This is a genomic window from Sediminitomix flava (genome assembly GCF_003149185.1).
GTDB lineage: Bacteria > Bacteroidota > Bacteroidia > Cytophagales > Flammeovirgaceae > Sediminitomix > Sediminitomix flava.
Genome location: NZ_QGDO01000001.1, coordinates 1,259,525 through 1,274,341, shown reverse-complemented (window position 1 = coordinate 1,274,341; position 14,817 = coordinate 1,259,525). Strand labels below are relative to the sequence as shown.

12 protein-coding genes are annotated in these 14,817 nt (G+C 35.2%); 6 read left to right on the top strand and 6 right to left on the bottom strand.

The annotated features are described in order from the left end of the window. Nucleotides 1–95: 95 nt before the first annotated feature. The 3 genes from nusA to BC781_RS04910 all read right to left on the bottom strand — a co-directional run bounded on the left by nusA (nt 96) and on the right by BC781_RS04910 (nt 2,539). Complete coding sequence (gene nusA, locus BC781_RS04920; RefSeq protein WP_109616108.1) at nt 96–1,343, bottom strand: transcription termination factor NusA; 1,248 nt, start codon at nt 1,341–1,343, stop codon at nt 96–98. Between the two features lie 96 nt (nt 1,344–1,439). After that, on the bottom strand, nt 1,440–1,910 hold the full coding sequence (locus BC781_RS04915) for a ribosome maturation factor RimP (RefSeq protein ID WP_146201624.1): 471 nt from the start codon (nt 1,908–1,910) through the stop codon (nt 1,440–1,442). A gap of 221 nt (nt 1,911–2,131) precedes the next feature. Further along, entirely contained in the window at nt 2,132–2,539 is a 408-nt protein-coding gene (locus tag BC781_RS04910) for a DoxX family protein (RefSeq protein ID WP_109616106.1), read from the bottom strand. Between the two features lie 113 nt (nt 2,540–2,652). Between BC781_RS04910 and BC781_RS04905 the strand changes: the two genes are divergently transcribed. Together BC781_RS04905 and BC781_RS04900 are read left to right on the top strand one after the other, a co-directional pair. Beyond that, nucleotides 2,653–3,711, top strand: coding sequence for a hypothetical protein (locus tag BC781_RS04905; RefSeq protein WP_109616105.1), 1,059 nt, complete (start codon nt 2,653–2,655; stop codon nt 3,709–3,711). A 71-nt stretch (nt 3,712–3,782) separates the two neighbouring features. Beyond that, nucleotides 3,783–4,775, top strand: a complete 993-nt coding sequence (locus BC781_RS04900) for a helix-turn-helix domain-containing protein (RefSeq protein WP_109616104.1) — start codon at nt 3,783–3,785, stop codon at nt 4,773–4,775. Between the two features lie 3 nt (nt 4,776–4,778). Here the strand turns inward: BC781_RS04900 and BC781_RS04895 are convergent, their stop codons facing one another. The 3 genes from BC781_RS04895 to BC781_RS04885 form a co-directional block, all read right to left on the bottom strand. Further along, complete coding sequence (locus tag BC781_RS04895) at nt 4,779–5,510, bottom strand: LytR/AlgR family response regulator transcription factor (protein WP_109616103.1); 732 nt, start codon at nt 5,508–5,510, stop codon at nt 4,779–4,781. A gap of 163 nt (nt 5,511–5,673) precedes the next feature. Then, entirely contained in the window at nt 5,674–7,488 is a 1,815-nt protein-coding gene (locus tag BC781_RS04890; protein ID WP_109616102.1) for a fasciclin domain-containing protein, read from the bottom strand. Between the two features lie 338 nt (nt 7,489–7,826). After that, the gene (locus BC781_RS04885) at nt 7,827–8,180 is read right to left on the bottom strand and encodes a response regulator (protein WP_109616101.1); all 354 of its coding nucleotides are present in this window, start codon (nt 8,178–8,180) and stop codon (nt 7,827–7,829) included. Nucleotides 8,181–8,575: 395 nt separating this feature from the next. Between BC781_RS04885 and BC781_RS04880 the strand changes: the two genes are divergently transcribed. The 4 genes from BC781_RS04880 to BC781_RS04865 all read left to right on the top strand — a co-directional run bounded on the left by BC781_RS04880 (nt 8,576) and on the right by BC781_RS04865 (nt 14,473). Continuing rightward, on the top strand, nt 8,576–10,678 hold the full coding sequence (locus BC781_RS04880) for a SpoIIE family protein phosphatase (RefSeq protein WP_109616100.1): 2,103 nt from the start codon (nt 8,576–8,578) through the stop codon (nt 10,676–10,678). 94 nt (nt 10,679–10,772) lie between these two features. Then, nucleotides 10,773–12,311: an AbgT family transporter gene (locus tag BC781_RS04875; RefSeq protein ID WP_109616099.1), complete on the top strand. Its 1,539-nt coding sequence runs from the start codon at nt 10,773–10,775 to the stop codon at nt 12,309–12,311. 285 nt (nt 12,312–12,596) lie between these two features. Beyond that, the gene (locus BC781_RS04870; protein ID WP_158281392.1) at nt 12,597–13,916 is read left to right on the top strand and encodes a PP2C family protein-serine/threonine phosphatase; all 1,320 of its coding nucleotides are present in this window, start codon (nt 12,597–12,599) and stop codon (nt 13,914–13,916) included. Between the two features lie 350 nt (nt 13,917–14,266). Continuing rightward, nucleotides 14,267–14,473 (top strand): hypothetical protein, encoded by a 207-nt coding sequence (locus tag BC781_RS04865; protein ID WP_146201623.1) that lies wholly within the window; start codon nt 14,267–14,269, stop codon nt 14,471–14,473. Nucleotides 14,474–14,817 lie beyond the last annotated feature (344 nt).

Sequence of the window (14,817 nt, the reverse complement as noted above, 5' to 3'; positions counted from 1 at the left end):
ATTTTGCCTTTGATTATAGACAAAAAAACGACAATTTAAACCTAATGATTCTAAAAAGGAAGCCTGTAAGATGTGACTTACAGGCTTTCTTACTTTTATTCAAATTCCTTTTTCAGGATTTCTAGTACAAATTCGACGGTTTCATCTTCGAGGTCAGTACGTAACACCAACTCATCTTTTGTTAGCGCAAGGACACTTTTCGCAGAATCCAAACCAACATTTCTGAATTCATCGATGATCCACTCATCAATTTCACCAACAAATTCGCTCAAGTCGATATCGTCTTCGCTTTCCTCCATGTCGTTCAACTCACGATAAACGTCAATTTCGTAGCCTACTAATCTACTTGCCAAACGAATGTTTTGTCCACCTTTACCAATTGCAAGAGATACTTGATCTCTTTCTAGATAAACAGCTACACGTTTTTTCTCCTCGTTTACTTCAACTCGGTTGATGTGTGCAGGGCTCAACGCTCTTTGGATATAAAGATCAAGGTTGTCAGTGTAGTTGATTACGTCAATGTTCTCATTTTGTAATTCACGAACGATAGAGTGAATACGAGAACCTTTCATACCAACACAAGCACCTACTGGGTCAATACGATCGTCAAAAGACTCCACAGCAACTTTGGCTCTTTCTCCTGGCTCACGAACAATTTTCTTGATAACGATAAGTCCATCGAAAATTTCAGGAACTTCTTGTTCGAAAAGTCTTTCCAAGAAAGTAGGAGCAGTTCTAGAAAGGATAATCTTAGGGTTGTTATTTACCATTTCTACACGGTTAATAACAGCACGGATTTGATCTCCTTTTCTATAACGGTCTTTAGAGATTTGCTCAGCTTTAGGAAGAGTAAGCTCATTACTTGAACCGTCACTCACTACCAATTCACGGCTAAGTGCTTGATAAACCTCTCCAGTGATAACCTCTCCAACACGGTCTTTGTATTTCTCGAATAGGTGATCTTTCTCCAAATCTTTAACCTTTTGGATCAAGGTCTGACGAGCAGCTTGTACCATTCTTCTACCAAACTCAGGAATTTTCACTTCTTCAGCTACTTCTTCACCAACTTCGAAATCTTCTTCGATTCTTTTGGCATCAGTAAGGAAAATCTGAGTGTTTTCGTCGTAGTCTTCTTGATCGTTGGCTACGATCTCACGATAACGCCAGATTTCAAGGTCACCCTCTTCAACATTAATAATTACATCATAATTTTCGTCATCTCCGTATTGTTTACGGATCATGGCACGAAAGACATCTTCCAAGATTCTGATCATCGTAGGACGATCAATTTTCTTTAACTTGGCAAATTCTTTAAACGACTCGATGAGTTCAGAGCTGTTCATAATCTCTTTTTACTTTTGTTCGGTAAAAAAGTAATTTATACTGTTTCACTTTTCAATTTATGCTTGGCACAAATGTATTTGAGAAGTGAAGTTTATTTATTTAAATGATACTTGGATAATCGCTTTCTCTATTGAAGAAAATGGGAAAGCTACAGGAGGAAGATTCTTAGTTCTTTTTCCTTTCTCTTTCACTTCTTCAGATAAAACGATTTCTTCCTCGTTTACATCGATCAATTCCCCTGTTTTTTCAGATTCATCCTTGAAATAAACAGTGATTTTACGACCTACATTTTTTTTGTATTGACGCATCATCATCAATGGTTCGCCAATACCTGCCGAAGATACTTCTAAAATGTAGGCATCTTCAATGACATTATCTTCCTCTATTTGGTAACCTACCTTTCTGCTCAATCGAGCACATTGGTCAATAGATATTCCGTTATCGCCATCCATTAGGATCAGAACGCGTGGTTTACTTGTGCCTGATACCTGTATATCTACAATAAATAAAGACTCATCTTCGAGGTGAGACTCTACAATTTCTTTGATTCTATTTACCAATTCCATCGTTTGAGGTATTGTATTGATTGAAGGTTCAATTCTTAAGGCAAAGAAAAAAGGGAGCTTCAGCCCCCTTTCTTTATTTTCCCATACTTTCACAAAAGTACATTGAATTTGATAAAAAAACAATTACTATCGTTACAGTTTGAGCATTATATGAAAGTATAGTTTGGAATTAAGTGCCTTTATTTGAAATTCTAAATCAAGATAATCAATAGATTAACAGACTATTTAATCAATTTGGCATCTAATGAATATTTTCCTCCTCCCATCATTAAAAGAACTGTATACATAGAAAGATACATCAGTCCGAGTTCTTTTTTCCCAATAGGGTCGCCTCCATGAACAATAAATACGGCTACTAACATCGTGACAATTAGAGGGATACTTGCCAATCTTGTGAATAATCCTAAAATGAGGAATACGGCACAACCAATTTCAGAAAATACAGCAAGTGCAAGTGAAGAAGCATGTCCGATGTGTAATGGATCAGGAAACTTTGTTGAAAGTTGTTCAAAGTTCATCATTTTACCCCAACCATGTGTCAGCATTAATCCTCCAGAAAATAGACGTAAGATTAATAGTGAAATATGTGCATTGACAATTTTTGTAGAAAAGAGATTTTTAACCTTCATCAAGACCTTTATTATGATTTAAAAAATTTAATCAGTACAATTTTACCCAATTAAATGAGCAAATCATACCTTTAAATTATAGGATGCTTAAAAAAGAAAGTAGGAATATATAAATGGAAAAGAGATATCAGCTTTGTATAATATTTTTCTTGATAGGGATTTTGAGCTTTACATCTCAGCTTGGAGAGGCTCAAAAACGCTATAAGAATGAGTTTGCATTTGGTTTACATTTAGATAGTCTTTTTGTAGCAGAAGGTGCGAATGAGTTTGATACTTTATTTAATAGAAAAATCTTTTTAAGTAGAGTAAAAAGACACCTGAATACAAAAGGGAGCAATGAACCAAAGCTTTTAGATTCTTTGGTTTCTCAACTATTTTTCTCTGATTTCTTATTCAAATTAGATACTGCAGGTGATCGTGCACCACTCGAATTTGTCCAACTTCATCAACAGTCTGGAACACCACTTCTGCGTTTTAGAGATTTATCGAGAGATACGCCAGTTAGTTATATTGACATTTTGTTGAAAAGAACGAAAACGAATTTTCAAATCATCGACTTTTATGATCATTATTCAGCCACTTGGTTTTCTGAGGAAGTTGAACAGGCGTTTATAGGTGAAGAGTTGGCTAGAGCTGCAGATCAGAAGAATGAGCTTTGGCTCACAGATTTATATAGATTGAGAGCGTTGATGGCCGAGAAAGATTACGAAGGTGCGCTTACTTTTTATACTTTATTACCGAAAGAAATAAAACAACAGCAAAGTTTCTTGTTGCTAGCAATACAAGCAAGTGTTTATTTACCTTATTATAAGGAGGAAACTTTGTTGAAGTGGAGTGAAAAGCTATTCGCAGATCAACCTGCTTTTAGTATTACTAAAATTCATTTGGCAGAAGTAAAAGAAGATTATCAATCTTTAATTGAAGAACTTGAAGTTTTGAAATCTTTAATTGGGAATGATCCATATCTTCAGTTATTGAAAGCAGATGCAAATTTCAGAGATAAGGACTACGAGAAAGGGAAATTGATATGTGAGCACTTGATAAAGTCTGATGATCTCGCTTTTGAAGCATCATTATTATGGTATCAATATGCAAAGCTCCGATCAAATGAGAAGGATATGAAAAGAATGTCTTCAAAATTGCAAAAGGAATTTGATTATAGTCCGCTCTAGAATCAGCGAATGTTTGAAACCTCATTAACCTAAAGAATTGTTTTCCACACAAGGAAGCGAACCCATTTTATATGATAAAAATTGAGATAAACTCTTTAAAGTCTTGGATGGAGCAAATTGCCACACAATTAGATTCATCTTTAGAAGACGAAAACTATCTGGAAATAAATGAGAAATTTGGAAAAGGCAGTGTTTGGCGTATTGAACTTGAAGAAGGGCTGATACTTCAACGGGAAGATCTGTGCATGAATGATGATCTATATCTGATACGAGATTTAGAAGATAAAAACGTTGAATCATTTTCTTTTATCTATCAGCTGAGTTCTTTTCATTTAGATGGGCAAGTAGAGGAGAATGAAAAAGTAGGTGAGACTAGAAATACGACTTTTATCTTTAATAACAGGTTCAAGTTCAATGTCAGAATTCCTGCTCACACCCAAATGAATCATTTGCATATTTATATGACGAAAGAGTGGATCGAGAAATTCATAGCTTCCTATAATATTCCAAAGTCTAGTGATTTGCTGAGACTCTTAAACGATCCTGATGTAACTATTTACGATGAAATAGGCCCAGAATTATTGCGTGTCGTTCATCAGATGTTGAGCTATGAACCTATAGAAAAACTGAAAAAAGCTTATCTGAAAATTAAGGTAGAAGAGTCTTTTGTGGTAGCCATAGATATGAATTGGAAGCGTGAAGAGAATTTTGGTGAATTATCTTATGTCCATCAAGCAGATTTTCAGGTGGTAACTAGCATCAAAAAAGACCTTTTAGACAACTTAATCTCACCTCCTTCTCTTGAAGAATTTGCGGATCGTTACTCGATGAGTAAGAGTAAAATTCAGAACCTATTCAAACAAGTATATGGAAGCCCCGTATTCCAATACTTGAAAAAAATTAGACTCGAAAAAGCAATGGAAATGCTCCAAAATCAGAACATATCAATTTCAGAGATTGGGTACCTAGTTGGTTATACATCGCTTGGTCATTTTTCAAAGGCATTCAAGGAATTTCATGGTATTTTGCCCAAAGATGTTAGAAAGCAAAATATAGAAAGTTAGTAACTATAAATTGAGCCAATCCTTGAAGTAAGGAACTTTCTCTCTGCTGACAATCATATCTTTGTCTGAAGCTGGATTTAAAATGAGTTTTAATCTGCTGTTTACATACTGACGAACTTCATGAATAGCATCAATCTGTACTATGTATTTTCTATTGATTCTGAAAAAATAATCTGGATTGAGAAAAAGGTGCTCTAGTTCTTCTAGCGTATGATCAACAATGTATTTTCTTTGACTAGACTTCGTAACAATGTAAACAACTTTTCCATCGGCATAAGCATAAGAAATGTCATCTACTTGTTTAAACTGAAGCTTGTCACCAAACTTTACCATCAGCCTTTTCTTATACCTAGGTTTTTCAGTTTTATTCCATTTTGGATTAAACCTTGAAAGTCTTTTCAGACTGTTCATGATTTGATTGGTGTTCAGAGGATACAGCAAATAATCGAAAGCATTGGCTTTAATAGCTCTGAAAGCATCTTTTTCAGAGTTAGATGTGAAAATAAGTGGATGTTGTACCTCTAGTTCTGCGTCTGATGTAAAAAAAGAACCATCGGATAATTGTGTGTTTATAAATGCTAGATCAATCTGTTGTTTCAGTCGATTTAAAATGTTTAATGCTTCACTTGTGCTAGCTACTACCTTGACGATATTTATTTCTGGATTATATCTTTCTAATAGTAGTTTCAGTTGATCGACTTGTTCACTTCTATGGTTGGCTATCAGTACATTCATTAGTGAAAAAGTTAGTTTCAGAGTACGTGATAAATAACCGAAGACTTCTGATATTGTTTTACCTGTAAAGTATATTTTTTCTTTTTCGGTTCATAAAAAAATACCCCAACTAAAAATTAGCTGGGGTATTGATGTTGGGTCTAAAATCAATTACTCTTTGTGTTTATTGTTCCAATGAAGGGATAAGTACTTTATCGATTACGTGAATCACTCCATTTGTACCATTGATGTTTACCAAGATCACTGATGCGTCTTCGCTATCGCCGCTCTGATCACTTAGAGTGACACCATCTCCAGCGAAATTAACTGTAAGAGTTTGACCATTTACAGTAGTAGCTTCTAAAGCATCTGATAGGTCAGTAGAATAAACTCTTCCAGGAACGACATGGTAGGTAAGTACATCTGATATTTGTTCTGTAGTAAGAGTTGAAGTTACTTCTTCAATTTCTAGGAATGCAGCATCTGTTGGTGCAAAGATTGTAAAGCTTCCTTCCTCATCTGAGATTGCTTCCAATACACCAGCTTGTCCTTCAGCAGTAAGTAAGCCAACTAGTTGTGTGAATTCAGCATCTTCTGTAGCGCTAGCAAGAGCAACAGCTATATCAACAACAGTAGCTGAAGGAGGTACTAATGTCTGATCGATAGTGTGGATTACACCATTTGATTTCTGGATGTCAACATTTGTAACCATTGTTGATCCATTAATATATACCTGATCACCTTTACTCAAGTAGAAGTCTCCACCAAGAGTAGTAACCATTCTTTCAGGAAGATTTCCAGATAGTACTTCTGCACCAACTACGTGATAAAGCAATACTGCTTCAAGCTCTTCCATTGTGAACTCTTCAAGTGAAGTGATTCCAGCAGCTTCAAAAGCATCATTATTTGGAGCAAAAACTGTGAAAGGACCTTCGCCTTTTAGTGTTTCAACTAACTCAGCTTTCATTAAGGCTTTAGTTAGCATGCTATATTCTTTTCTGAACAATGGCACTTCTACGATTGTACCTATTGCCGATGCGTATGTTGATGGTAAAAGTACAGCATCAACTACGTGAAGAACACCGTTTGATGCTTCCATATCAGCTTTTGTAACTGAAGCATTGTCAATCATTACACCACTGCTTAGGTCAACTGTGATAGACTCGCCATTCAAAGTTTCATACATTGTGCTTTGAAGATCAGAGCTCATAGCAACTGAACCAAGGATGTGGTATGTTACAATATCCATCAATACATTCTCAGGAATTTCGCTTAGGTCATCTAAGCCTAAAACATCTAATACTGTTTGGAATGCAGCATCAGTAGGTGCGAAGATTGTAAGTTCAGCGTCTTTATTAGAAGCGGCAGTCAATATATCAGAGAATTCAGGCATCGTAAGGATTTTCTCCAATACCGTAAAGTTTTCATCTTCCACTACAATCTCAGCAAGTGTTTGCTTCATTCCACTCAAATCTAAGTTAGATGGAAGTAATACTTCATTGATAAGGTGAATAACACCATTTGTAGCTTCAACATCTGCTGTAGTCACGGTTGCATTGTTTATCATCACGCTGCTTCCAAGACTTACATTCAAAGATTGTCCTTCATTTACTGTAGGAACAGTCCCAGATGAAAGATCAGTAGACATTACTTTTCCTGCTACAACATGGTAAGTAAGAACTTTTGATAGTTCTTCAGGAGTAGCTAAAAGATAATTTATGATTTCTGCATCTACTTTAGCAAAAGCATCATTTGTAGGAGCAAAAACTGTAAATGGGCCACTGCTTTTTAATGTAGTTCTTAAGCTTGCGGCATCGATTGCTGCTAGAAGTGTAGAAACATTTGAAGTCTGGTCTACAATTTCCATGATGTCAGAAGTTGGTTGGGTATCCATATCCGACATGTTTTCATCTTCATCACATGATGTGAAACCTAGTGACAATCCAATTAAAAAGATGCTTACCAACCATTTGGTAGCTGTAGCGAATTTGTTATTCATCTTGTTTAAGATTTAGCTGAAAAGTATCATTGAATCAGCACATTTCAGATGCTGAAAATTATACAGTTCAAACAGATAGAATTTGATTTTGGATTTATTTAAAGGGATGAGAATCCGTTTTATGGGAGTGAATTGTAGAATAAAAAGAGTGAATTGTTTTTATTTTGTTTAATAATATTTAATAATTGTTAAACAAAATAAGGTTAAGTGTTTATGCTTTTAAGTAGAGTTGATATAGTTGAGTTTAAAAAATAAGGATTAAATGGTTTTGCTATAAAATGATAGCGATTGGTAGGTATACTTTGTTATATCTGGTTTGGTATGGCATGAAAAAGAATCTAGCCAATTTTATCAAAAACGTCTGTAAGATTGCTTTGATAGATTGGTTTTTGAATACAGCAATTCACTCCTTTTTCCTCATACGCATTACGAATTTGATTAAGACTGTATGATGTCATCATAATGATTTTTGTCTGGTGGTGTCGTTCTTCAGGGATTTTCTTTAAGACTTTGTGAATGTCTGTTGCGTTTTCATCAATCAAAATACAGTTTACTTTTTTTCTTTTTAGCAATGCGAAAAAGTGTCCTTCATCTTTTGCGGTAATTACTTCTTGACCTTTTCTTTTCAACATCAGAGATAAATGAGCTGCTTCAATTGGGTTCTTATCGTAGATAATAGAGGTTAATGACATAGTCTAGATGATTGGTGTTATGCTCAGAAACGGATATTTTTCATTTTCAGTTTTTAGTTGTTGATCGTCAGTATGTAAGAAGTGAAATGGTAGTGCGTGTTTTTTATCTTAAAATAAGTCTTTAGGCTATTTTGTATCCTTTAGATAAACTATCAGAATAGATCATTTTTAATACAAAGTGCGATAGCTTTGATGTATATCTACGGATTGATTTTAAGTAGATTGTCCTTATGATTTTGTTAGTAGATAATTTGATTAAACTGATAACATCGTACGTTAGGCTTGAAATTATACAATACTTTATAGTATATATTCATATTTACTTAACATTAGTTTCATCCTCTGATTTAATGAAAGAGATACCTTTGAAACGTTAACAAAGTATAAAATTCAAAATGAATATATATTTTAAGATTGTTACTTTTAGTGTGTTTCTTGTCATAGGTACAGTTTCTACGCTATACTTCTTCGTGAGCCGCGAATCTGAATCTTTTTACCAAGAGAGAGTGCTAACGTCTTTGACAGAACAAGCGCGTGAGGGAACACAGAATATTGATAGGTTTTTGCACCAAAGAATGGCGGATATAAAAGCTGCTGCGCAAGACCCTATTATCAGAAACGAAAACTCAACACCAAAGCAACTTGTAAAACGACTTCGTGAAATTCAATCATTGAATGAGCTATACTACAGTATGTCTTTTTTCAATATGGAACGTATCCGTATTGCCGATTCTAAAGGACTTTCTATTGGTAAAAAACACTCCTTTTCTAAGTATTGGAAAGAAATTACAGAAAGTAATCAGGATGTGGTATTGGATATTTCAAGGTCAGAGTCAGTAGGGGAGATTGTACTTCACTTTGCATCTTTCGTGAAGGATGAAAAAGGTAAGAAAGTAGGTCTGATTGTGTCTCGTATCTTGATTCCAAGATTGTATGAGGTATTCAAACATGAAGAAGTAAAGGGTCATTCTATTTATTCTTCCCCAAATACATTGATCGACTTGGTCAACCAAAATGGCATTTTGCTATATTCTAGCCATAGGCCTCAGTCTGTCTTAAAAGATGGATATTACAATCAAACAGTTTATGGTACATTCTTGAATACCTCTTCAGATTATTTTGAAGATGAGGATATGCTTTATGTGAAATCTGAGGAAAAAGGGTATTTAGGTTATAAAGGTCAGCATTGGACATTATTTGTAGCAGTACCAAAATCAACGATTCTAGCTCCTGTGAAGGAAATGAATCAGAATTTACTTTATGTGGTCTTGTCTGTATTGATGCTATCAATTTTGGGAGCGTTGGTATTTTCTCATTATTACGCATCTCCTGTCGTAAAATTGAGCGAGGCTGCAAGAGAAATTGGAGAAGGAAAATTGGATACACGTATTGAGCTGAGAGGACATGCAAAAGATGAACTTGGTATGTTGGCGAAAAGTATTAACTCAATGGCTTCTCGTTTGAAGATAAGAGTAAATGAGTTGAGTGATTTGAATACACAGCTAAATGGAATGAACTCTAAGCTTCAAGACAACTTGAATAAAATACATGAGCAAAAAGAAGAGATTCTTAGTCAAAGAGATCAGATTCGTTTGCAAAATGTAGCTATGGAAGATGCTTTCAAACGTTTGGAGGTCAGAAATAAACAACAAACAGCTAGTATCAATTATGCGAAACGTATCCAAGAAGCGATGCTTCCACATATTGATCAGTTGAAGCAAGTGTTTCCAAATTCATTTATCTTTAATAGACCTCGTGATATTGTAAGTGGCGATTTCTATTGGTTTGATAAAGTAACTATTCAAGGTAGAGACTTATTTATTCTTGCATGCGCAGATTGTACAGGACATGGTGTTCCTGGAGCTCTGATGTCAATGCTTGGCAGTAATCTTCTGACAAACATTGTTGATTATCAGAAATACATTGAGCCAGCTTATATTCTTCAGAAGCTTCATAAAGATATACAGAGAGAGTTGCACCAAGATGTCAGAAATGATAGTAATGACGGAATGGAAATATCGTTATGTACTATTGATTTGGAGACACTCGAAATGGAATTTACAGGTGCGGGTAGACCAATGCTAGTGATCAGAGATGGTGAATTGATTGAATTCAAAGGTGATCGTATTCCAATTGGTGGATTACAACATCCTCGTCAAAAAACGGTAGATCAGCTTCAGACTTATCGTATGCAATTGGAGGAAGGCGATATGATGTACTTGTACTCAGATGGTTTCAAGGATCAGATTGGAGGACAAGGCAACGGAAGAATCTTTACCACAAGAAGATTTAAGGGCGTACTTCAAGAAATTCATGAGCAATCTCACAGACGTCAAGAAGATTCTCTGCAAGTTGTATATGAAGGCTGGAAAGGAGAACACCATCAAACAGATGATATTTTGGTTTTGGGAGTAAAGGTTGAGCGCGTAAACATGCAAGTAAACTCGCCTAAAGAATTTACAAGACTTAACATTCAGAATGAGTCTGTTGAAGTGTAATCTTAAGAAAAATTAAAATTCATTAATAAATCTATATTGATATAACCTTTAACTTGAAGCTCTTTTAATTGACACTAACATAACAAACGTTGATATGAAGGAAGAGCTTCAAGTGAAAAAAGGGTGGGTAGATAAGTTCCTTGCAGGTGTTGAATATGCAGGAAATGCCCTTCCTCATCCAGCGACATTATTCGCGATATTAGCAGCTATAGTGGTTATACTATCAGCTGTCCTCTCTTATTTCGGTGTAAGTGCCGAGCATCCCGCCAAAGAGGGAGAAATCATCGAAGTCTTTAACCTACTTTCTGTAGAAGGCTTACACATGATGATGACGAAATTAGTCACCAATTTTACTGGGTTTGCACCTCTGGGTGTTGTATTGGTAGCCATGTTGGGTATTGGTATTGCTGAAGGTAGCGGTCTTATTGGGGCAGCTATTCGTCTGTTGGTTTTGAAATCAAGACCTTCAATTATCACTTTTGTTGTGGTTTTGGCTGGTGTACTTTCAAACACAGCATCAGAAGTTGGTTATGTACTTTTAGTGCCTTTGGCTGCTATTATTTTCCATGCTTTCGGACGTCATCCAATTGCAGGTTTGGCAGCGGCATTCGCAGGGGTATCTGGTGGATACTCAGCAAACTTACTTTTAGGTACTGTTGATCCACTTCTTTCAGGAATTTCGCAAGAAGCAGCACAAATCTTAGATCCTAATTATTTGGTGAACCCTGCTGCTAACTACTATTTCATGGCCGTATCTACATTCTTTATTGCGATTGCAGGTACTTTTGTGACCGATAAAATTGTAGAACCTCGTTTAGGTAAATATACAGGAGATGAGGAGCTAGAAGAAATCAAGCAGTTGACATCAGCAGAACGAAAGGGACTGCTTTATGCACTTTTCGTAGTGATTTTCTTTGTGATTATCATACTTGCAGGTATGGTACCCGCTGATGGTTTCCTTAGAGATTTAGACCCAACAGTTGGGGTGTTGCGTTCTCCGTTTATGAAAGGTATTGTGACAGTGATCTTCTTGGTTGCAGCACTTTCTGGAATTGCATATGGAGTTGGAGCAGGAACGATTAAAAGTGATGCAGACGTGATGAAAGGTATGGCTGACTCCATGAAGCAATTGGGTGGTTATATTGTTTTGGTATTTTTTGCAGCACAATTCGTAGCTTATTTCAAGTGGACAAACTTAGGCCTGATCTTGGCTATACAAGGCGCTGAAATGTTGAAAGCTTTGAATGTAGGAACGATTCCAGTACTTATCGGATTTATCGTTTTAACAGCTTTGGTAAACTTGATTATGGGAAGTGCTTCTGCAAAATGGACATTAATGGCTCCTGTATTCATCCCTATGTTTATGCTAAATGGAATTTCACCGGAGTTGACTCAAGTTGTATATCGTATTGGAGATTCAGTTACGAATATCATTTCTCCAATGATGTCATATTTTGCTTTGATTGTAGCTTTTATTCAGAAGTATGATAAGAATGCAGGTATTGGAACTGTGATCGCGACGATGCTTCCGTATACAATTGTATTTATGCTGATTTGGATGGTTATTCTTATCATTTGGTTTATGTTAGGCATCGAGATAGGCCCAGAGTCTCCTTTGTTCTATCAACCATAAGACAATCATAAATTTTTAAACGAAAGAGGTAAATCATATTTGGTTTACCTCTTTTAGTATAATCTCTATGCCATAATTATTATAATTAGATGGAGATTATATTGATGTTACACTTAAAAGTTATGATATTTAAGTAAGTTGTTTACTAAATTATAAGTGTAACAATATGACTATTTAGAGGGTGTTAATTCCATGACTTTTTCTCATTTTCCTGATAATCCCAAAAAATCTTTACTTCTCGCCCAGAGAGTGCGCAAAGACTCTATCATTTCAACTATAGTTGCAATGATAGCATACCCTATTTGGTGCATATCAGACCCCTATGTTGTAGGTGAATTTGCGATGGAATTCATTACAATAAGATTGACCCTTACATTCTGTTTTGGAGTAGGTTTATTCTTATTACGTAATGATGTGATTAAACCTCTTACACAAAACTATTTTTTATTCCTAAGCATCGGAATCAGCCTTGCTTATATGGGAGCTGTAGGCGGTAAAGAGGTGACATTATTTTTCTCTTTGGGGCTTACCACAACCTTTATTGGTGGGAATATCATCGGATTTTGGAATCCGATACATTCATTTATAGTATTATCAATAACTTATATTTGTCTTGCTATTTTTTATGGTTTATGGGGGTATTCAGAAAGCTTTTTGGAATTGGTAAGTGATGGTTTAGGGGTTTTCATATTTGTAGCACCACTTTCTTGCCTTCAAATGTGGATAAGGTATAAAAGTACAAAAAGTGAAATTGAAGCCGTTCTTTCTTTGTCTAAAGTAAACCAAGAGCTGAAAGCTAGTAATCAGAAAATAAATCAGCAGAAATCACAATTAGAATCGGTATATCAGAATATAACCAATAGTGTAACTTATGCTAAAGGTATTCAGGAAGGCTTCCTGCCTACAGATCAAAAGTTAAATGAATTTTTTACCAATTCGGTCATATTATACCAGCCGAGAGATATCGTTTCAGGAGACTTTTATTGGTGGAAAGAAACCTCAAATCATTTTTATGTAGCGTGTTCAGATTGTACAGGACATGGTGTTCCTGGTGCTTTCTTGACTTTGGTTGGGAAAATGATTCTTGACAATATCTTAGAGCGAAAACCTGATATTCTTCCATCAAATTTGTTGGGTGAATTAGACCAGAGGTTTAGAGAGAAAATAGAGAAAACATCTGAAGATCATCAGATAAATGATGGGATGGATATTGCTGTTTTAAGATTAGATAAAGACAAAAATGAATATTTGTTCGCAGGAGCGAAGCGCCCGCTTTGGTTATGTAGAAATGAACAAATTTTGGAATATTCAGCGACAAATCGATCTATTGTTGGGCTTATAGATAAGCAAAATATACCTTTTGAAGATGCCACCTTAGATGTTCAGAAAGGGGATACGATTTATATGTTTACTGACGGTCTTTCCGATCAGTTTGGGGGTGAGAGAGACAAGAAGTTTTTACTGAAAAGGTGTAAAGAATCTCTAATAAAGCCTTCAAATTCAAGTCTAGAAAATCATATTTCTATCTTCCAAAATACTTGGAATGATTGGAAAGGAAATACGAGTCAGACAGATGATATATTGTTGATCGCCCTAGAAGTATAAAGCCTCACTTTATTGCCTACCTACATTTTATACTCTCCACTCTGTTAATAATAAAGAAAGTATTGAAAGTTTGAACTTTATTAGCGTAATTAATACACTAATAATAGTTGAAGGAAATCGATGCGATTCCTTCTCCAAATTATCTTATTTAGTTTAAGTAATATGCTATAATAAAGGTGCTTGGAGTTGAAATCACGGAGATAGGACTTATGTATAAACGAATTAATAACTAGTTTAAAAATAACTATAAGAGAGTGATCAAAGTTGTAAAACATGATTCATTTCAGAATATTGATCTACCCTCTAACACTTCTTTTATTAATCTAACCAATAAGCACAAACATACAATTATGGCAAAATTTAATTTTAATGACGTAAACGTAGGGGATGGCGTTTATTTCAGACTGGACGGTGTACAAAATTTCAATTCATTCTGGACTGTAAAATCAAAACTCAATGGAACAAAGCTTGAAATTGAGGTAGATGAAATCGATGGGACAAAAGACAAAAGGTATATTGACATCAATGATGTTATAAAGGTTCAGCCTAGAAAATAGCTGATAAATCATGGATAGTGAAAAAAGAAGTTCCTAAATCTAATATAGGTTTAGGAACTTTTTCATTTAAAAAGCTTTACAGATGATACGGAATAAATTAGAAAATGTATATCTGTAAAGCCCCTATTTAATTGATGCTCGGTTTTTAGACTTTTTCTATTTCTCTTTAGTAAGACCCTTTCTTCTGCTCAAGTTGCCCCTTGCAACTGTTTGCTACATAATCTATACTCTGAAATAACGATTTGGGTCAAGAAGATAGAACATCTAATACCTTGTACTTAAATAACAGCAAATTGAAGAAATTCATTTCCTTTCCTCCAAGAGAATTTATAATGCTTTGTATT